Here is an 18954-nt window from a genome sequence, read left to right on the forward strand (position 1 = left end):
CAGCTAAGCTGCTTTCTCTTGCTTAGCTTTTGGTGCAAGTTGTGCTTGAAGCTCATTGGTATCGAAGTCATCAACGTTAATTGATTTCAAACGTCCAATTTCAGCTCGTTCAAGTAAAGCGATTTCGCTGTCGCTTAACACACCAAGCGCTTTACCTTCTGCAGCAACTTTATCTAACCACATAAATGGTAGACGTTTACCAGCAGCTTTACAGACTTTGTCATAGAGTGGTTCTGCCGCTAGGATATCTTTGAACGTCTGTTCTTGGATACCGACTGGATTGAACTCAGAAGCAGTCCAGAACTGGCCTTTACCTAAACGATCACGACTCGCACAAGGCGTTTGCATGATCTTAGCCACTTTATGATCTAACACATCACTAGGACGCTTAATTGGGCGACCGAATGGGAAGATTACCGCACGTAGTGCAATGCCTAAACCCATTGGGAAGTTGTTAAGCAAGTCATCTAATGAATCTTGTAACTTGTATAATGAATCTTCAACAGCCCATTGCACTAAAGGTAAATCTTCAGTTAAACGGCCATCGTCTTCATAACGCTTAAGCGTGGCAGAAGTGAGATACAATTGGCTCAGTAAATCACCTAAGCGGGCAGAAATACGTTCTTTGCGCTTTAGGTTGCCACCCAGTGTCGCCATGGCCAAATCAGATAATAGCGCTAAGTTTGCACTGAAACGGTTCATCTGTTGATAATAACGTTTTGTTTTATCTGAGTAAGGGCTATTGGTGAAGTAAGATGAGGTAACACCCATCCAGAAACTACGAATAAAGTTCGACGTTGCAAAACCAATATGACCAAAGATAGCTGAATCAAAGTTAGCTAAGCCACGGTTTGCATCAGTATCAAACGCTGATTCCATTTCGGCCAATACATATGGATGACAGCGGATAGCACCTTGTCCATAAATAATCATTGAACGCGTTAGAATGTTTGCACCTTCAACAGTAATGGCGATTGGAGCAGCTTGATAGCCACGACCTAAATAGTTATTTGGGCCAAGACAGACGCCTTTACCACCATGAATGTCCATTGCATCAATAATACATTTCTGCATTCTGTCGGTTAAGTGATACTTAACGATGGCAGAGATAACTGAAGGTTTTTCACCTAAATCGATGGCAGTTGTGGTTAAGGTTGCAACGGCATCCATTAAATATGCGTTACCGCCGATACGGGCCATTGGCTCTTCGATACCTTCTAATTTACCGATAGGTAATTTAAATTGGCGACGAATACGTGCATAAGCACCTGTCGCAACAGCGGCAGTTTTAACGCCACCGGCTGAGTTTGAAGGTAAGGTAATACCACGACCAACAGACAGACACTCAACCAACATTCTCCATCCTTGGCCGGCCATTTCTGGGCCACCAATAATGAAGCTTAATGGTACAAACACTTCGTTACCGCGTGTAGGACCATTTTGGAACATACAGTTCAATGGGAAGTGACGACGACCGGTTTCAACACCTGGAATGTCAGTTGGAATAAGGGCACAAGTAATGCCTAATTCTTCTTTATCACCTAGTAGGTGCTCAGGGTCGCGTAGTTTAAAGGCCAGGCCTAATACAGTCGCGACTGGTGCTAACGTAATATAACGTTTGTTCCATGTTAGCTTCATACCAAGCACTTCTTCGCCTTGGAATTCACCTTTACACACAACACCAAAGTCTGGAATTGAGCCAGCATCACTGCCTGCTTCAGGGCTAGTCAGTGCAAAACATGGCACGTCTATACCTTTAGCTAAACGAGGTAAATAGTGATCTTGCTGCTCTTTGGTACCATAGTGCTGTAAAAGCTCGCCAGGGCCTAATGAGTTAGGAACACCAACAGTAGAGGCTAATTCACTGCTGACGCCAGCAAGCTTTTGTAATACGCATGACTGGGCATAAGCTGAATATTCAAGACCACCAAATTTCTTCTTGATGATCATCGCGAAGAAGCCATGATCTTTTAAGAATTGCCAGATTTCTGGAGGCAAATCGCCTAATTGATGTGATACCTGATGTTGATTAGTCATTTTACAGACTTCTTCAACAGGACCATCTAGGAATGCTTGTTCATCGGCAGTTAAACGCGCTTTAGGATAGTTGTGTAATTTGCTCCAGTTAGGGTTACCGGCAAATAAATCAGCTTCCCACCACGTTGTACCTGCTTCAATGGCTTCTTTCTCTGTAGAAGACATTTCAGGCATGATACCGCGATACACTTTTAGCAGCGGACGACTGATAAAGTTTTGTCTGAATGATTTAATATTGAGTGGCAGTGCAATAACAAGGAATACAATCCATGTAATTACACCAATAATGTCCAAGGTGCTACCGACGACTAACACAATTGCCGCAGCAATCGTGGTTGATAATAGCGATACTCTTAAGTATGCCATAGCGCCGAGCACAAAGATCATCGCGATGATCCAAAGTAGGGTGGTCACTGTACTTCTCCTTAAAGCTATTATGTAGGCAAAATAGCTTATTTATTGTTGATCTCATTCACAGGAATGATCGTGGTCGGACCTGTGTCACATAAAAGTTAACCTTATGCCGCCTCGATTACAAGCCTTTTTCAAACAATTGTTTAAATATTTGTGTGTCAGAAATATTCCACTCAATTGGCTTACTCGATACAATACGCTTATGAAAAGTGTTTAGCTCAATATAGCAACAGAAAAGGCAAGGCTAATGTGTGAATTACTGGCGATGAGCGCGAATGTGCCAACGGATATTGTTTTTAGTTTTACAGGCTTAGCTGAGCGTGGTGGGGTAACGGGTCCTCATGTTGATGGCTGGGGAATTACCTTTTATGAAGGTAAAGGAAACCGCACATTTAAAGACGCTTGTCCTAGTAGTCAATCACATATTGCACAGCTGATAAAGTCATATCCAATTAAAAGTGAAATTGTCATTAGTCATATTCGCCAAGCGAATCGAGGCTGCGTATCCTTAGTCAATACCCATCCTTTTAGCCGTGAGTTATGGGGCCGTTATTGGACTTATGCCCACAATGGCCAATTGACGGATTACCACTCAAGATTCATCGTTTCTCGATTTCAACCTGTAGGTGATACAGACAGTGAATTAGCTTTTTGCTGGATTTTAGAATCTGTGGTCAATAAGTTTGGTGAGCATGAGCCTGATAATCTCGATGATGTGTTTGATTATATCAGTCAACTTGCTGATGAAATAAGACAGTTAGGTGTGTTTAATATGTTGTTGAGTAATGGCATTGATTTGATGACATATTGTACCAACAACTTATGCCATATCACGCGCCGTGCACCGTTTGGAAAGGCAACTTTAATTGATACCGATGTGGTCATTGATTTTAGTCAAGAAACCACGCCAAACGACGTGGTAACCGTTATTGCAACTAGGCCACTGACCAATAACGAAAATTGGGTTGTGTTACAGCCAGGTGAGTGGAAGTTATTTAGAAAAGGTGAGTTAATCCTCCGCTAATTGCTTTATTTCATCTAATTCTGACTCTGTGATTTGAGCACTAGTTTCAGGGTCTGTATCCAGTTCATCTACCGCCGTTGAACTTTGCTTGTTAGAGCCATCAATGAGTGTCGGTGTCATAGGTGGTAGAGGTTGCTCAAATTGGTAGCTTGCTAGCTGTATATCCAGTTGTTTACTGCCTTTTGAGAAATGGCTTAACCTCACTGGCAGATACGCTAAAGTCGGTGCCATCCAGAAAAAGGTTTGTCTTTTAGTACTGTCGCGGACAACTTCAACTTTTACGGTATCGTAAGTACCGCTTTCTATAGTGACTTTTTCTTTACCTAAGACTCGAAACTGATAGTCATCAATTTCTTTTTCTTTCACCATTTTATAATCTAGTGGTCGAATATTGGCCGCTAAATCCATTCTAAATTGTAATTGCACCATCAAAGGGTCAAATACTTTCTCTTGGTATGGCAGCTTTAATGCTTCTTGCTTGTAGATGGTGTGAATAAATTGTTGCCCTTTGACAAAGGCGGTTTGTTCAGTGTAATCACTACCTGTACCAGTGCGTTCTTGTATGTATCGAAATGGCACTAATTTACCGTTTTCTAGGGTAAATTCGCTTTTAAGGTGGCGTTGATCAGATAGCATTAATAAGCTGACATCACTGTCGAAATGATAGCTGTAAAATCCGCTATCGGTTGCAGGTAAGCGATAATTTGCTACACCTAACTCGAAGCTACCATAAAACACCTTATAGCTAGCAGTATGGGCTGTTAAGGGCGATAAAATGGCTGCTTGTTCCATGTCACTTAATGCCGCAGCTGGATTAACTTGTGCAAATTTTTCTGTTATGACGGTGGTTTCTGATTGATGTAATTTAGGCGTGGTTTCGCTATCAGCAATAGGTTGTTGATTGTCAGTTGCGTGTGCGTGGATCACCGGGCTAATACACAAGATTAACGTGGATAAGCGAGTTAATTTATTGACCAAAGTATTGTTACCTTCAATTTTGATAATAGTTAATAGCTTGATATTAAAAGGGTAAAGTCATTACTAGGGTGGCGATATCAGGTTTCCATTGATATTGAGACAATGAAATCTTGCCTGCGTTCACTTCTATTCCATCTAATCTTAGTAATTGTTGTTGAGTTTGAAAAGCATCAGTGTTGTTAGCAAACGAGATTTTACCCTGGCTATTAATCACTCGATGCCAAGGTAAGGTTAGATTCTGTGGTGCTAATTTTAACGCCCTAGAAACGTAACGTGCTCTGCCTGGTAATCCTGCAAAGTCAGCAACAACGCCATAAGGTAACACATTGCCTTTTGGGATAAGGTTAACAACAAACCAAATGCGCTCAATTGAAGATAGGGTAGACATTAGATCCCAAATAAACCCACTATAGACACAATAGTGATTAGATGTTGAATATTAGGCAAGGATAATAAAACATTTTCAAAAGTACAATCGTAATCAAGCTGATTACGATTGTAGTGTATTTTAGTTGGCGATTACCTTAGCTCACTTTTACAGTACGGTTAAGTAGATACACAAAAAGTGACTAATCGCACCGCCAAGAACAAATAAGTGCCATATAGCATGATTATATGGGATACGTTTACCTACATAAAATACCACGCCTAAACTATAAAATAAGCCGCCTGCGAATAATAAGCCCAAGCCTAAATCACTCATTTTAGTGTTTAAGTCGCTTATTATGGTGACACATAACCACCCCATGGATAAATACAGCAGTACACTAAAAGCTTTAAATCGGCCAATGAACAAGGTTTTAAATATAATTCCTCCTAGAGCTAATGTCCAAATAGCCACAAGGATAATCGTGGCCTGAGAACTTTGAAGGCTAATCAGCATCATTGGAGTGTAGGTGCCTGCTATGAGCGCATAAATGGCGCAATGATCAGCCATTTTAAAGCGTTTTCGCCACAGCGCGCTTTTACTTGAGTGATACAAGGTCGATGCTAAAAATAACGCAATAATACTGACCCCATAAATCGTTACACCTGTGATTTGTAGCAAGGTTAAATGATCTGGAGCTTTTATAAGCATCAGAATTAACCCGACAATACCTGCTATCACGCCAAGCGCATGCGATAATGCATTGGCTTGTTCTTCCCTATGGCCGTAATCTGAGCCAGAAGAAACGGTAGATGTTTGCTCAGATGTCGAGATGTTTGATAGTGAATTCATAATATCCTGTGAATAACGCTGAAAGGATTTTGAGCAAATTGAGTTTATCAGCCCTAATATTAAATAGCTATATTTAGGTGAACACGTGTAAGCTGAAATTTAAGTCTCATACATCATGGCGTAGATCGTCTTTTTACGCTTTATTGGGTTAAGCTTTATTAATCTCATTGAGGGGTTAACCGCATAAATAAGGTGCTATTCAATAAGGCGGTTGACGTTATACTTAGGCAATCATTATTGGCAGATTAGACTTTATGTTTAAAAATAACCAACAATCCCATTCGAGTATTTCAGCATCAACTCGCCATCACTCGCGTTGGGGAAATAAATCATTACCGCAAGCAGATGCTGTTAGTATTGATTTTGACAAAAACGTGACACCTTTTGTAGAGTCAGAAGATGATGTTGTGGATGAACATGAGTTACAACGGCATCGCCAGCAAGTCGCTGATGATATCCAACTGCAGTTAACGGGTGTAACAAGTTCAGTCAATGGCAACGAACCTTTGTTACAGCCTGATGAGCCAAATGCTAATGCCTTGCAACGGGCTTTGGCTGTTGTGAGTAGGAGTCCTTATCTTGCTTTACTCGTGGTATTTGTCCACCTGCTTGTGATTACATTAGTTGTGTTATTTGGACGAGTTGATATTAGTGGAATGTCAGATATTCCCGTGACTGAACCGGCGACAAAATCGTTACCCGCCTTAAAAAGTTATCTTATTACCCAAGCAGAATACGATAAATTAGTTGAGCGAGCACAAGCCAATGCCGCGAGCCAGGTGACACAACCCAATGCTGGGATAGCTGCAGAAATGGATCAATCCGAGGTTACGCCCGTACCAGAAGTTGAGCCAATAACGACACAATGAGTACCTTAGTGTACTCATTGTTTATCATTAATGTCTGATAGTGAAACGATTGTCTGTGAAACTATTGTCTGTGAGGATATTGTCTGTGAGGATATTGTTAGTGAGATTATTGCAGTAAGACAGACACAAGCTTATGCCTCATTATGGTGTCTTAAGCGATTATCCATTATCGACCAACACAACACGCACAATAGACCGCTTATAAGGCCAACAAGATGTGATTCAGTGGCAACCCGTGCATTGATTAATTGAGTCACGCTGTCACTGGCACCAAATACTTGCTCATAACCGACTTTTAACATGACTCCTATCACGAGTAAGTATCCCGACTTGTAGCCTTTACGTATATCCATCACAGCACCAAATACAAATAATCCGTGCAATACGCCACTTAGACCCACATAGGCCTTTAAGGTAGGGTAGAACAGGTATAAACCTATGCCTTCAAATAAACATAAGCTCAAAAACAGTAGCAACAACTTGCCTGAATGATTTTTGTAATGTACTTCATGTAAAAAAACAATTACCCAAAATCCAGCTAAATTCATTAGCAAATGCCATAGATTGGTATGCAACAGGTTTCCGGTGACTAAGCGCCAAACCTGACCACTGGCAATTAAGTCATACTGATAGCTAAAATACTGATCAATAGGTAAAAATGCAGGAGAGGGAATATCTGCTGCAAACAGAGCAATACAAATAAGACTGATCACCACAAGAAAATGATACAGGCCAATTGTGTTTGAATTATGTTTTAGCAAAATATCCTCTATATACTTCTGTTCACGACTAATTAAGCCGATTTACCTCAATACAGAATTAACTGTAGACTAAAAAGACTTCACTAGGTTAATAGTGTGTTTTCATATTGATTAAGCAATCTTAAAGAAAATAAAAATCAGATGGTTAACTTTACACTACAGGCTAAATATCAATAATAGGCTTACAGCTTACTGTTTAACGAGTCCATCACGAGTTGGCTGTTTTGTAAATAATCATCTAAACCACGTTGACGAAGTACACAAGCAGGGCAATCGCCACATCCTTTGCCTACAATTCCGTTATAGCAAGTTAAGGTTTGATGTTGTACTAAAGCCAATTGGTGATATTTGTCTGCCAATGCCCATGTTTCTGCTTTATTAAGCCACATTAAAGGTGTAATAATTTTCAGAGGTTTATCCATGCCTAATGCTAATGAATGTTGCATAGATTGCACAAACTCATTGCGGCAATCTGGATAACCAGAAAAATCGGTTTCACATACGCCAGTAATAATGTCATTACAGCCTAATTGATACGCGTAAATTCCTGCTAAGGTTAAAAATAAAATGTTACGGCCAGGAACAAAAGTATTTGGCAAACCATTGTTCATCAATTCATGTGAAACCGGAATTGCATCACGCGTTAGCGCCGAAATAGCTAATTCGTTTAATAAGCTAGTATCCATGACTTTATGACTGGCTAATTTCAACTCAATTGCCAATGATTTTGCCACTTCTATTTCTTGTCTATGACGTTGGCCATAATCAAAGGTGATCCCATGTACTTCATCGTACTGTGATAATGCTTGGATAAGACAAGTGGTTGAATCTTGACCACCACTGAAAACAACAAGGGCTTTAGTCGGTGTGTTTAGCTTTGTATCTGACATGGATATACTCTTAACGTACTGAACTGACTTGCAAGATCGGGGTGATCAACGCCCAGTGGTTCAGGTAAATAGAATGGATATTTTACCTAAGGCAGGCTCAACTGCAAAGCCATAGCGGTAAATACTTGCAGCTAATGGCAAAATACTCTATAAATGCCGGCCCGTAATTCGTCAGCCGGTTACTGCTGGTCACTACAAGTAAGGTAAACAATGAAATATCCCGTTAACGAAGTATTTGAAACCATACAAGGCGAGGGTACCTATACTGGTGTTCCTGCGCTGTTCGTTCGCTTGCAGGGTTGCCCTGTTGGGTGTTCATGGTGCGATACCAAGCAAACGTGGGATGTGTTACCTGAGAATAACGTGACCGCAGAGCAAGTGATTCAGGTCGATGGCACCATAGGACGTTGGGCTGATCATAATGGTCACACATTACTGCAAGCATTTCGGGACAAAGGTTTTACCGCAAAACATATCGTGTTAACTGGTGGTGAGCCGTGTTTGTATGACCTAACGGAATTAACTAACGATTTTGTTGAGGCGGGTTATCAGATCCAGATTGAGACCAGTGGTACGTTTGAAGTGAAATGTCATCCTGATGTGTGGGTGACGGTATCACCTAAAATTAATATGAAAGGTGGCTACAAGGTACTTGATCAAGCCTTAAATCGTGCTAACGAAATTAAACATCCTATTGCGACAGAACGTCATATTGAAGAATTAGATGAGCTGTTACAACACATAGATATCAGTGCCAAAACGATTTGTTTACAACCGATTAGTCAAAAGGCGCGGGCAACCGATCTTGCAATGAAAGTGTGTATTGCGCGTAATTGGCGTTTATCGATTCAAACTCACAAATATTTGAATATCGACTAATGTGTATTTAGCAACGTTTCCCCTTGATGCTGAGCCAATAATGAAAGCCGTTGAATCCAGATTCAACGGCTTTTTTAATGTTTAGTTAACTGATTAAACCACAAACATTAAAGGCAGACAGTTTCTCGCGATAGTGCTGAAAACAACCGATATTATTTTCGATCCACTCGGGGTTGTAGTAGGTATCGAGATAACGTTCACCAGCATCACAAATTAACGTCACAATTGAACCGGTTTGGCTTGCATGTCGCATCTGTGTTGCCAGCAATAACGCCCCATACAAGTTTGTGCCAGTGGACGCGCCCGTTTTACGACCAATTAATTGTTCTAGCCATTGAATGGTTGCGATTGACGCGGCATCTGGGATTTTAATCATGCTATCAACCACCCCTGCAATAAACGATGGTTCAACCCGAGGTCGGCCAATACCTTCAATTTTACTGTATTTATCACTCACAATCGTTGCATCACCACTGTGAAAATAATCATAAAAGACTGAGTTTTCTGGGTCAACGACGCACAGTTGGGTTTTTTGTTGTTGATAGCGAATATAGCGACCAATAGTGGCACTGGTGCCGCCAGTTCCTGGACTCATCACAATCCAACTTGGGATTGGATGTGGTTCGCGTTCCATTTGGTTAAAAATAGAATCAGCAATATTGTTGTTACCCCGCCAATCTGTTGCACGTTCAGCATAAGTGAATTGGTCCATATAGTGACCTGTTAACTCAGCAGCCAATCTTTCTGATTCTGCGTACATCTGACTGCCATTATCAACAAAGTGGCACTTAGCCCCATAAAATTCAATTTGTTCAATTTTCTTTTTAGCGGTGTTTTTAGGCATTACCGCAATAAAAGGTAAACCGAGTAATCGAGCGAAATAGGCCTCTGAAACGGCAGTGCTGCCAGAGGATGACTCAATGATAGGGGTATCTTTTTTTATCCAGCCATTACAAAGGGCATATAAAAATAATGATCGAGCCAAACGGTGCTTTAAGCTGCCGGTAGGATGTGTACTTTCATCTTTTAGATAAATGTCTATGCCATCAAGTTGTGGCAAGTCTAATTTGATTAGATGTGTATCAGCAGAACGTTGATAATCGGCTTCTATTTTTGCAATGGCCTGATTGACCCAAGATGATGACATGCAATAATACTCGTTATTCCAAAAAGGAATAAATAATAACTAAAATACAAAGTTAAGAGTAGTGTTTATCGACCCATATAGGTATTTATTGTTCAATAATGGCAGTAAAGGATGAAATAGAGCAGATAAAGACAAAATACCGTAAATAATGGCATCAATAATGTTGACCGGCGAAATAACCAATTAACAGCAGCAGAAAAGATTAAGCAAAAAATTAGTATCGATAGGGGGTAAACTTGTCGTGTAGGAATTGAGAAAAAACGATCTTTATAACGAGGAATTGTGGACAGATATTTAGCTAGTATCACGATATAAATTGATAAAACAAAATGTAAAATGGTGGAGGGAGAAGGATTCGAACCTTCGAAGGCTGAGCCGTCAGATTTACAGTCTGATCCCTTTGGCCACTCGGGAACCCCTCCACAGCAAGATAATATGAATAAAAGAAAGATGGTGGAGGGAGAAGGATTCGAACCTTCGAAGGCTGAGCCGTCAGATTTACAGTCTGATCCCTTTGGCCACTCGGGAACCCCTCCACATATTTTCTTTTTTCTTACTCTCTTTTTACATTCTAACGCTTTACAACTTTAACGCTTCACAACAAACACTTTATAACAACGCAAATGGTGGAGGGAGAAGGATTCGAACCTTCGAAGGCTGAGCCGTCAGATTTACAGTCTGATCCCTTTGGCCACTCGGGAACCCCTCCTCAATTGCGGTCGCCATAGTAGTCAGAAACCTTTTGTATGTAAAGTGTAAAGTTGAATAAATTACTAAAGTTTATGACTGTTTGGTCGATAAAATAGCATCGAGCAGTAGTTGTGATGTTTTTATATGCAAATTGAGTCAACATTAGTCAATGAATTACAAATAGGGAACCGATTAAACGTCGCGATTGAGCATAATCGTCGCGGTGAATTTGGCTTGCTATTGGCTATGCTGTCTGTAGATGCTCGTGATATGGCACAGTTTCAATTAGAAACTGACACTGATAACACGCAAAAGTTACGCAACAAATTTTCTGTACCGCAACCGCAGTTATTAGTTGATGATATTTCTGTCCATCCAGACACCTTTGATCACGCGATGATATTTCAGCAACAAGGTGCCAGACAGTTTCAACTGCAACAAGCATTAACACCTGAAGCTCTGGTCATCAGAGGGTCGCAATCTGATGCTATGGTCGAAGTATTAAGTAACTGTGATTACCTCACTAAAAATAAAGCGATTAATGCCTACCAGCAACATACTCCCATAGAAGACATGCATTTTTTAGATCAACTCAGCACGCAGCGTAAGATATCAAACACGTTAGCACTTCAGCTAGCATAAGCCTGTAATGCGGTGATCTTGTTTAGATTAAGTGAATACTTTTAGGATTTGTGAGCATGGCAAATAAATGGCAGCTTGATCTACGTTATATTGATAAGTGACCGTTAAATTAACTAGTGGGTGAAGTCATGATTAAACAAATTAAACAGCAGCAAGGCCTTGTAAGCGATAGTTGTACCGAATGCGGAAGTTACGTCGATATTGGTGCCGTAGTTGAGGCAGAAGATACATTATTAGTGCTTAGTTTTGCTGGTGATGATGCATTGTCACAAGCTCAAGCGATGCAGGAAATTGCTCAGCAACGTTTTGCTGATACAAAAGCTGTCATTATTGATGCCGATAATACCATTGAACTCAAGCTTGATTTCGCTTTTAGTGTAGAGAAAATGATTTTTCAACTTGAAAATCAACTGTAGATCTATCTGCAGTGTAATGAAAAGAAATATTGGTTATATGTTTGTTGTTAAAGATTTTTATCCGAGTATACCTCGCGTAATATTAATCCTAGTAAAGCGTAACAATGTATTACCAAAGGATTGCTGTTTTTAAGTATCGCGTGTAATCTGCGTTACTTAACTAAAGTCATAGTAGCTTTTGCTAATGTAACTTTATGATGCCTTTAACGCGAGTTTTGCTCTCTAAGTATTGCTATAACATGTTGACTCACACTCAGAATACCAAAACCAATAATGATAAGTATTTTGAGTTACAAACGTTATAGATTTAGGAAATGAAACCATTTTTTTCGGGATGTAAATGAGTCGAAGAGAACACCAGCACTTATTGGAATTAATTGTAAATTCCAGTGCAAAACAACAAGGTGATTTCACCAAAACCGCAGAGCTGGTTTGTCAATTGCTGCGGGATTATTTTAAAGCATCATTTGTGTCTGTTTGGTCATTACGACATAAAAATAATGATGGCTTGCTGGTTGATGAATGCCTTATTTCTGAGCATGCATTGGTTGCAAGTGATGTGGACCAGACGCTGGTGTATATCTCCCATTTGAAACAAATGACCATTGATCCACAGTACATCAACGAACTACGTTGTCATCGCTACATATTATCTACTGACAATGCTCATATTAACCTCGTCGACACTTTTTCTGATTACTACCAACACCACAATATTGTTACCAGTATTGATATTGCCATCCGAATTAATGGCCATATCGAGGGCGTATTATCGGTGGAAAGTTGCCAACAGACTCAATGGGGTAAATTAGACATTCAGCTTGCAATCCAATGTGCAGATCAGCTGGCGTTAGCCTTGTCTACACGTTATACCTATGACAGTAATGAACAAATTCATTTGTTACGCAATGCCACAGAGCAATCAGAACATGTTGTTATGCTGGTCAATATCGATAGTCGTATTATTGAGTACGTGAATAGTGCTCATCAAAAAATGACTGGATTGCTTCGCAATAACGTTGAACATCATAGCGTTTCTAATCTCGATATTTTTAGAAACGCTCCTAAACTACTTGATCATATCATCGAAAAATTACGCGCTAGTGAAGTTGTGGAAGGCGAACTTAAGCTGACACGCACCGATGGCAGTGAATATTGGCTAAAGTATCATATTAAGCCGTTTGTCACTGAACAAGGTAAACATTATGCGCTAGTTTCCAGTTATGATAATTCCGCAGCATTTTTACATAAAGTGGCATTAGAACGTTTGGCTTGGCATTGTGCGTTAACCGGTTTGCACAATCGTAGCCATTTTACCCCTATACTTGATCGCGCTGCTGATGGCATATTAATCCTCATTGATTTATTGGGCTTCAAGCGTTTTAACGATACTCATGGCCATGAAGATGGCGATGCTTTACTGATTGAGATAGCACGACGATTAAAACATTTTGCAACGTCTGCCAATGCGATTGATGTCGCAAGGATCGGTAGCGATGAGTTTGCTGTGTTACTGCCTCTAGTGACTTCTGAAATCGAAGTCGAAGCCATTATTAGCCGTTTGTATATGAATTTGGCGGCGCCATCAATGATCTCCAGAGCGAAAATACAACCTAACCCCGCCATTGCCGTGGTAGACATCAAGTCTGTTGTGGGCTTATTTACTCCGTTATCCTGTGCGGATATTACCTTGCAATATGCCAAGAAGAAAAACGATAATAATTACCAATTTTTTAATGAAGCGTTACTTGAAACATTTACCACTAAAGCGGAAATTGAGCGAGATTTGCAGCATGCGATTCGCGGCCGTGAGTTTGAGCTGTACTATCAACCTTTGATGGATCTCCAGCATCATCAATACATTGGTGCTGAAGCATTAATTCGCTGGAATCATCCTAAAAAAGGGGTGCTGTATCCAGGCACGTTTATTGAAATAGCAGAACAAACCGGGATGATTAATCAAATTGGTGAATGGGTATTAGAGGCGGCCTGTAAGCAATTAAATTTATGGCAACATAAAAACGTTAACATTACCATGCATGTCAACGTGTCAGCGCGACAATTTTTTAGTGGCAATTTGTATGAACTCGTATGGCTATTAATCACCCGCTATCGAATTAAGCCCAATACATTGATCCTTGAAATCACTGAGACTGAACTCATGGGTGACATTCGCTATGCGATTAATTTATGTCATGAGTTGGCAGAATTAGGTGTTGGCTTAGCGATTGATGATTTTGGTACTGGTTACAGTTCGATGAAATACCTTAAACAGTTTCCTATTTCCAAATTAAAAATAGATCGATCATTCATTATGGATATATCTTCCAGCCGCGAAAGTCGTGAGATTGTCAGTGCCATCATCGCTATGGCGAAAGCACTGAACATTTCATTAACCGCTGAAGGGGTGGAAACGACAGAGCAAGAAGCCTTTTTAACCCTAAGCGGTTGTCATCAAGCCCAAGGATTTTTGTATAGCCCTGCAATACGGGTGAATGATTTTGGTTTATTCATTAATAACCACCAGTCTGCGACTACAGTTAACATGCAACCTGAATCATTTATCGCTTAGTTTTAGATTTTGTTAGTGTTTATCTTTCATGTGACATTAAGACATTTTCTAGTTCAGTAACACATTAAGGTAAGTTGGAGAGCGTCTTTTTTACTTATACACTAGGGCGGTTCCAAGCGATGTTGAACTAAAGCGGTGAACGATTTGCATCAATTAAAAAAGGAAGTCATGCATCTAACTTCCTGTTATTTAACTGAGTCGTTAAGCCTTAAAGTCTAAATTTTTCAATTTCTGCTTTCATCGTTTCGGCTAACTTAGCTAATTCATTACTGGCGGCACTGCTTTGTTCCGCTCCGGCAGCGGTTTGATTGGAAATGTCACTGATACTCGTAATGTTGCGGTTTATCTCTTCTGTCACCGAACTTTGTTCTTCCGCTGCTGTGGCGATTTGTGTATTCATGGCATTAATTTGATCAACACTGTCAGTTATTTCAGCTAATGCATCACCCGCTTTTTGTGCTTCCGTTGCCGTTTGTTGTGCATTTTCAGCCCCTTGCACTAAACGTTGAGTCGCATCTCGGCTAGCTTTTTGTAAGTTTTGAATCGTTTTCTGTATTTCTTGGGTAGACTGTTGTGTACGACTGGCCAAGGTTCTAACTTCATCCGCTACCACAGCGAATCCTCGACCCTGCTCACCAGCACGAGCCGCTTCTATGGCCGCATTTAATGCTAATAAATTCGTCTGTTCAGAGATGGCTTGGATCACGTCGACAACACTGCCAATATCTTCAGCATGTTGTGCCACTGATTTCATTGCTGAGACTGACTCTTGCATTTCAATCGATAAGCGTTCAATTCTGGCAATACTCTCTTTAACCACCTGTTGCCCTTTAGACGCAGCATTATCTGTATGTTCAGAGGCTTGAGCAGCCGAACTGGCACTCTGGGCCACATCATGTACCGTTGCGGAAAACTGATGGATAGCGCTAGCAATACTCTGAGTTTGTTGTTGCTGTTCGAGAATATTTAGTTTTGTTTGCGCCGCAACTGCCGAGTTTTCTTCTGATGCGCTTGCCAACAAGAATGTAGATTGGTGCATTGATTTAACGATACTTTGAAAACTATAAACAATCTGATTTACGTAAGTAGCTATGTGGGTAAATTCATCGTTCCCCGTCAAATGGATACGTTGGGTCAAATCACCCAAGGAAATTTTATTCGCGCTATCTTCTAAATGCTTTGATGCTAATTTGATGCGTTTAATAATCACTAAGGATAAAAAGGTGACAATTATCATACTCAACAGCACTGCTATGATTACCTTTATCCGGAACGCACTAATATTCTTCTCTGATTGTTCAAAATTAGCTTTTGCTTCAGCAATTTGTATATCCAGAAAGCCTTGGGCCTCTGCAGAGACTAATTTGAAAACAGGATTAATATCCTTTAATAGAATCATATTTGCTTGTCTGAATTTGCCCGCATTTAATTCTACCAATGCCCGATTAAAACCGTTATCTGTGATGACATCAAGTTGATGAACCAATCTGTTAACTTGGGCTCTTTCATCGGTATTTAAATTGGAGCTTAGAATTTCATTATCAATAATATCATGGAGTATTTTCAACGATTGATTAATATCATTAATGTGTATGTCAGTTGGGTGATCATGGAGTTTGGCAAATTCTGATGAGGGATCATGCTGCAAGGATAACAACAAGGCACTTCTTGCATTGCCTAACTCATCTAATACTTTGCCTGCTCGAATGCTATGTTGCATGCCCTGCGAGTATAGGTCATCAATTGAGTTTGTGGCTTGTTGCATACCTGATATACCTTGATATGCTAAAAATAATAGTGCGCCTAAAGTGATTAACATGCTCAATGTCAAGCGAGCACTAACTGATTGCATTTTTTCAGTAAACTTGGATGGCTTAGCTTGGCTTGAATCTTGGCTAGGCTGCTGGCCAGATAATGATGTCATACAATATCCTTTATTTTCGACACAACCGAGTGTGCTCAATATAAATAAGATAAATAAAACGAATATTACACATTAATTAAATTTATATATGAGAGCTAGCTAACATATTATCAACAACAGCTAATCAACGCTGCTTAACCGATAATAATTAGACTTTTTAACTGAGTTAATGACGAAAAGACAAGCGTGATCAGATAAGATTTATTGAGTATGAAGGCGAGGTCATTTCTGCCATATTGGTTACATCTCGGAAAAATACATCAGGTTATTCATCAGCTAAAAAGTGCATCTATGCACTTTTAGCTGATGATATGGCACAGTGATTTTTAAGCGGCATTATTGGTTTTGCTGTTTTAACTCATGAGCTTGGCACAGCACAGTTTAAACTTTTTGCCGCTATGGCAAATACAAGCATCATTTCGACCGGGTAAACGATTGTGCATTTGTGTTCCACTAGTATAAAACCAATGGCCATCTTGTTGGATAAACGACGAACGCTCATATATCGCATCGATCTTTTTATCTTCGATAAACCATGCTTTAAAAATCACTTCACCTTTTTCAGCGCATTGTGTCGAAGAAAGCACTTCTAATCCCAACCACTGCGTTTTAAATTGTGCCAGCTGCTTCTCGGTTAATCCCTGTAAATGATCCGCATGATGAGTCACAATTAAATAATGAAATTGCTTTAACACAAAGGCGCTATAACGAGAGCGCATTAATCGCTCTGGTGTGTCAGCCACAGCCTGATTTAGATGAAATGGCTGACAACATTGAGCATAGTCGACGGCGCTGCCACAAGGGCAATACGTGCTGTTAGTGTCTATTAAATCATTATGGTTCATTGAGTTTATTCTTTTGCAGCGGTAATAAATTGGCGACCGTAATAAAGATTGGGGACGGGTTTGGCATCATAGTAAAAATGGGGCGCAGCATGGGTGTTCGAATCAACACTAATTTTCCATTGCTGTTTGTTATCTTTACTAAAAACAGTCACAAATTTACCAGCAAATTCACTGACAGGTTCTCCAGAATCTTTTCCTGGATGAAAACGCACTAAATAATAACCCACATCAGTTGCGCTATTGGGCTCGTTGTGTCGTACCAGTACTCTAAAGTCGACTTCAAGTTTGGCATTTTTTCGTTTAATTTTGTTAAAAAATTGGCTGTACAGGCTAAGAATATTTTCTTTACCGCTAATGATACCTCGGTCTTGTGTTTCAGAGATATATACAGCATCGTCGGTATATATTTGTTCTATCGCGGCAAGATCTAACTGTTCAAATGCCTGCGTCAATTTTGTAAAATTAGCATTCAACGTTTTATGGGGTATAGATTCTGTTGCATAAACGTTCATGGTGCTTAGGCACACACTAACGGTTAGCAATATCAATAACCTGAGCGTATTCATTAAGGATAATATTCTTTTCAAGGAATGGTTCTCTTTTTTATCTAGTGTAAATCAATAATGGCAAGCGATACCGTAACGATAACTATAAATTAATCATCCACTTTGCTAAAGCATAGAATCTTTACAAAGTATGTTGGAGGTGGCACATGTCGTTAAGTGATGACGAATTATTTTTACAAGAAATGGCCGATGTTAGTCCTCTTAAGCAAGAACATCAGTCGCATACAGACCCAAGATGGCTTAATCCGTTAAGTGTAACAGATGCTCAATTGGCAAAGCGAGCAGCAGCGGAACAACATGAGTTGTTACAGTTATTGCCTACCGATCCTTATTTATTTACAGCGGTTGAGCCCGATGATGTAGTGAGCTACAAAATGGATGGGATTCAAGATGAAGTATTTACCCAACTGCGCCTTGGTAAATACCGATTTAATACAGTGTTGGATTTACATCAATATAGGCTACCGCAGGCCCGTGAAAGTTTACTTAGTTGCGTGCTAGGTGCTTATGAGCGCGGTGAACGTAATATTTTGGTTATTCATGGCAAGGGTTATAAAAGTAAACCTTATCCAGGGTTAATGAAATCAGCGGTATGCCATTGGCTAAGATTTATTGAACCCGTTACCGCTTATCATTCGGCCACAAAAGAATGTGGTGGAGTAGGTGCGGTATTTATCATGCTAAAAAAATCACCGCAAAAAAGAATTGAAAATAGTGAACTGAATAGAAAGGGTCGTGGTTTTAGGTAGTTTTTATCGGGTGTGTGTTGCATCGAAAAAGCCAGTCATATTATAAAAGCAAAAAATAATCCCAAAAATTTAACTGCCGATGTTGTTTGGTTGAAAAAATTTGATGGCAAATAACTTTTTCAACTAAGTACTAATTAGCGCTGACATTTGTATTTTGACGATATTTTTTATTCATACTCTTAGTCGCTCAAGTCAGCATTACCAGTTTCGCTGTTGGCTTGCTTTGTGCGTTTTGCATACCTAGTGATATTTGTAGTGGAGCAAAGCCATATCGTTAAGCTTTTGCAGTCATGTTATCTCAGCTGTCACCACTGAATGCTTCAGGCCAAGGT

The 18954-nt window shown here is 40.0% G+C and carries 17 protein-coding genes and 3 tRNA genes; 7 read left to right on the plus strand and 13 right to left on the minus strand.

Annotation, left to right across the window (positions count from 1 at the left end; all coding sequences use genetic code 11):
- Positions 1-3: 3 nt before the first annotated feature.
- Positions 4-2451, minus strand: a complete 2448-nt coding sequence (fadE, locus tag H5123_RS05135) for an acyl-CoA dehydrogenase FadE (protein WP_124014997.1) — start codon at positions 2449-2451, stop codon at positions 4-6.
- A 247-nt stretch (positions 2452-2698) separates the two neighbouring features.
- Here fadE and H5123_RS05140 point away from each other — a divergent pair, with 247 nt between their 5' ends.
- A complete protein-coding gene (locus tag H5123_RS05140; protein ID WP_124014996.1) occupies positions 2699-3475 on the plus strand; it encodes a class II glutamine amidotransferase in 777 nt (258 codons plus the stop codon).
- On the opposite strand, the gene H5123_RS05145 is transcribed toward H5123_RS05140, so the two are convergent.
- From H5123_RS05145 to H5123_RS05155, 3 genes are all read right to left on the minus strand, one after another.
- Complete coding sequence (locus H5123_RS05145) at positions 3461-4267, minus strand: DUF3108 domain-containing protein (protein ID WP_182697256.1); 807 nt, start codon at positions 4265-4267, stop codon at positions 3461-3463. The genes H5123_RS05140 and H5123_RS05145 overlap by 15 nt on opposite strands.
- 229 nt (positions 4268-4496) lie before the next feature.
- A complete protein-coding gene (locus H5123_RS05150; RefSeq protein WP_182697231.1) occupies positions 4497-4841 on the minus strand; it encodes an MGMT family protein in 345 nt (114 codons plus the stop codon).
- Positions 4842-4988: 147 nt separating this feature from the next.
- The gene (locus H5123_RS05155) at positions 4989-5672 is read right to left on the minus strand and encodes a hemolysin III family protein (protein WP_124014994.1); all 684 of its coding nucleotides are present in this window, start codon (positions 5670-5672) and stop codon (positions 4989-4991) included.
- 254 nt (positions 5673-5926) lie between these two features.
- Between H5123_RS05155 and H5123_RS05160 the strand changes: the two genes are divergently transcribed.
- Complete coding sequence (locus tag H5123_RS05160) at positions 5927-6541, plus strand: hypothetical protein (protein WP_182697232.1); 615 nt, start codon at positions 5927-5929, stop codon at positions 6539-6541.
- Between the two features lie 131 nt (positions 6542-6672).
- Here H5123_RS05160 and rrtA read toward each other — a convergent pair whose 3' ends face one another.
- A complete protein-coding gene (gene rrtA, locus H5123_RS05165; protein ID WP_182697233.1) occupies positions 6673-7302 on the minus strand; it encodes a rhombosortase in 630 nt (209 codons plus the stop codon).
- A gap of 182 nt (positions 7303-7484) precedes the next feature.
- Positions 7485-8192 carry a 7-cyano-7-deazaguanine synthase QueC gene (queC, locus tag H5123_RS05170; protein ID WP_182697234.1) on the minus strand — a complete coding sequence of 236 codons (708 nt, stop codon included), beginning with the start codon at positions 8190-8192 and terminating at the stop codon, positions 7485-7487.
- Positions 8193-8402: 210 nt separating this feature from the next.
- On the opposite strand from queC, the gene queE reads away from it, so the two are divergent.
- Entirely contained in the window at positions 8403-9071 is a 669-nt protein-coding gene (gene queE, locus H5123_RS05175) for a 7-carboxy-7-deazaguanine synthase QueE (protein ID WP_124014990.1), read from the plus strand.
- Positions 9072-9156: 85 nt separating this feature from the next.
- Here the strand turns inward: queE and H5123_RS05180 are convergent, their stop codons facing one another.
- The 4 genes from H5123_RS05180 to H5123_RS05195 form a co-directional block, all read right to left on the minus strand.
- Complete coding sequence (locus H5123_RS05180) at positions 9157-10218, minus strand: PLP-dependent cysteine synthase family protein (RefSeq protein WP_182697235.1); 1062 nt, start codon at positions 10216-10218, stop codon at positions 9157-9159.
- 337 nt (positions 10219-10555) lie between these two features.
- A tRNA-Tyr gene (locus H5123_RS05185) sits at positions 10556-10640 on the minus strand.
- Between the two features lie 29 nt (positions 10641-10669).
- Positions 10670-10754, minus strand: a tRNA-Tyr gene (locus tag H5123_RS05190).
- 88 nt (positions 10755-10842) lie between these two features.
- Positions 10843-10927, minus strand: a tRNA-Tyr gene (locus tag H5123_RS05195).
- Positions 10928-11052: 125 nt separating this feature from the next.
- On the opposite strand from H5123_RS05195, the gene H5123_RS05200 reads away from it, so the two are divergent.
- From H5123_RS05200 to H5123_RS05210, 3 genes are all read left to right on the plus strand, one after another.
- Positions 11053-11550, plus strand: coding sequence for a VC2046/SO_2500 family protein (locus H5123_RS05200; protein ID WP_124014988.1), 498 nt, complete (start codon positions 11053-11055; stop codon positions 11548-11550).
- 128 nt (positions 11551-11678) lie between these two features.
- Positions 11679-11966, plus strand: a complete 288-nt coding sequence (locus H5123_RS05205) for a DUF406 family protein (RefSeq protein ID WP_124014987.1) — start codon at positions 11679-11681, stop codon at positions 11964-11966.
- A 340-nt stretch (positions 11967-12306) separates the two neighbouring features.
- Positions 12307-14538, plus strand: a complete 2232-nt coding sequence (locus tag H5123_RS05210) for an EAL domain-containing protein (protein ID WP_182697236.1) — start codon at positions 12307-12309, stop codon at positions 14536-14538.
- Positions 14539-14746: 208 nt separating this feature from the next.
- On the opposite strand, the gene H5123_RS05215 is transcribed toward H5123_RS05210, so the two are convergent.
- The 3 genes from H5123_RS05215 to H5123_RS05225 all read right to left on the minus strand — a co-directional run bounded on the left by H5123_RS05215 (position 14747) and on the right by H5123_RS05225 (position 17873).
- A complete protein-coding gene (locus tag H5123_RS05215) occupies positions 14747-16462 on the minus strand; it encodes a methyl-accepting chemotaxis protein (protein ID WP_182697237.1) in 1716 nt (571 codons plus the stop codon).
- Between the two features lie 353 nt (positions 16463-16815).
- Positions 16816-17307 (minus strand): YchJ family protein, encoded by a 492-nt coding sequence (locus H5123_RS05220; RefSeq protein WP_182697238.1) that lies wholly within the window; start codon positions 17305-17307, stop codon positions 16816-16818.
- A gap of 5 nt (positions 17308-17312) precedes the next feature.
- Positions 17313-17873 (minus strand): DUF4440 domain-containing protein, encoded by a 561-nt coding sequence (locus H5123_RS05225; protein WP_182697239.1) that lies wholly within the window; start codon positions 17871-17873, stop codon positions 17313-17315.
- A 146-nt stretch (positions 17874-18019) separates the two neighbouring features.
- Between H5123_RS05225 and smrA the strand changes: the two genes are divergently transcribed.
- Positions 18020-18622 (plus strand): DNA endonuclease SmrA, encoded by a 603-nt coding sequence (gene smrA / locus H5123_RS05230; RefSeq protein ID WP_182697240.1) that lies wholly within the window; start codon positions 18020-18022, stop codon positions 18620-18622.
- Positions 18623-18954 lie beyond the last annotated feature (332 nt).

It is taken from the genome of Shewanella sp. SR43-4, assembly GCF_014163845.1.
Taxonomy (GTDB): domain Bacteria; phylum Pseudomonadota; class Gammaproteobacteria; order Enterobacterales; family Shewanellaceae; genus Shewanella; species Shewanella vesiculosa.

Coding starts and splice junctions, on each gene's coding strand:
- H5123_RS05205 (WP_124014987.1), top strand. CDS start 11,679: ATGATTAAACAAATTAAACAGCAGCAAGGCCTTGTAAGCGATAGTTGT.
- H5123_RS05180 (WP_182697235.1), bottom strand. CDS start 10,218: ATGTCATCATCTTGGGTCAATCAGGCCATTGCAAAAATAGAAGCCGAT.
- H5123_RS05200 (WP_124014988.1), top strand. CDS start 11,053: ATGCAAATTGAGTCAACATTAGTCAATGAATTACAAATAGGGAACCGA.
- H5123_RS05160 (WP_182697232.1), top strand. CDS start 5,927: ATGTTTAAAAATAACCAACAATCCCATTCGAGTATTTCAGCATCAACT.
- queE (WP_124014990.1), top strand. CDS start 8,403: ATGAAATATCCCGTTAACGAAGTATTTGAAACCATACAAGGCGAGGGT.
- queC (WP_182697234.1), bottom strand. CDS start 8,192: ATGTCAGATACAAAGCTAAACACACCGACTAAAGCCCTTGTTGTTTTC.
- smrA (WP_182697240.1), top strand. CDS start 18,020: ATGTCGTTAAGTGATGACGAATTATTTTTACAAGAAATGGCCGATGTT.
- H5123_RS05145 (WP_182697256.1), bottom strand. CDS start 4,267: ATGGAACAAGCAGCCATTTTATCGCCCTTAACAGCCCATACTGCTAGC.
- H5123_RS05220 (WP_182697238.1), bottom strand. CDS start 17,307: ATGAACCATAATGATTTAATAGACACTAACAGCACGTATTGCCCTTGT.
- H5123_RS05210 (WP_182697236.1), top strand. CDS start 12,307: ATGAGTCGAAGAGAACACCAGCACTTATTGGAATTAATTGTAAATTCC.
- H5123_RS05225 (WP_182697239.1), bottom strand. CDS start 17,873: ATGAATACGCTCAGGTTATTGATATTGCTAACCGTTAGTGTGTGCCTA.
- H5123_RS05140 (WP_124014996.1), top strand. CDS start 2,699: ATGTGTGAATTACTGGCGATGAGCGCGAATGTGCCAACGGATATTGTT.
- H5123_RS05215 (WP_182697237.1), bottom strand. CDS start 16,462: ATGACATCATTATCTGGCCAGCAGCCTAGCCAAGATTCAAGCCAAGCT.
- H5123_RS05155 (WP_124014994.1), bottom strand. CDS start 5,672: ATGAATTCACTATCAAACATCTCGACATCTGAGCAAACATCTACCGTT.
- H5123_RS05150 (WP_182697231.1), bottom strand. CDS start 4,841: ATGTCTACCCTATCTTCAATTGAGCGCATTTGGTTTGTTGTTAACCTT.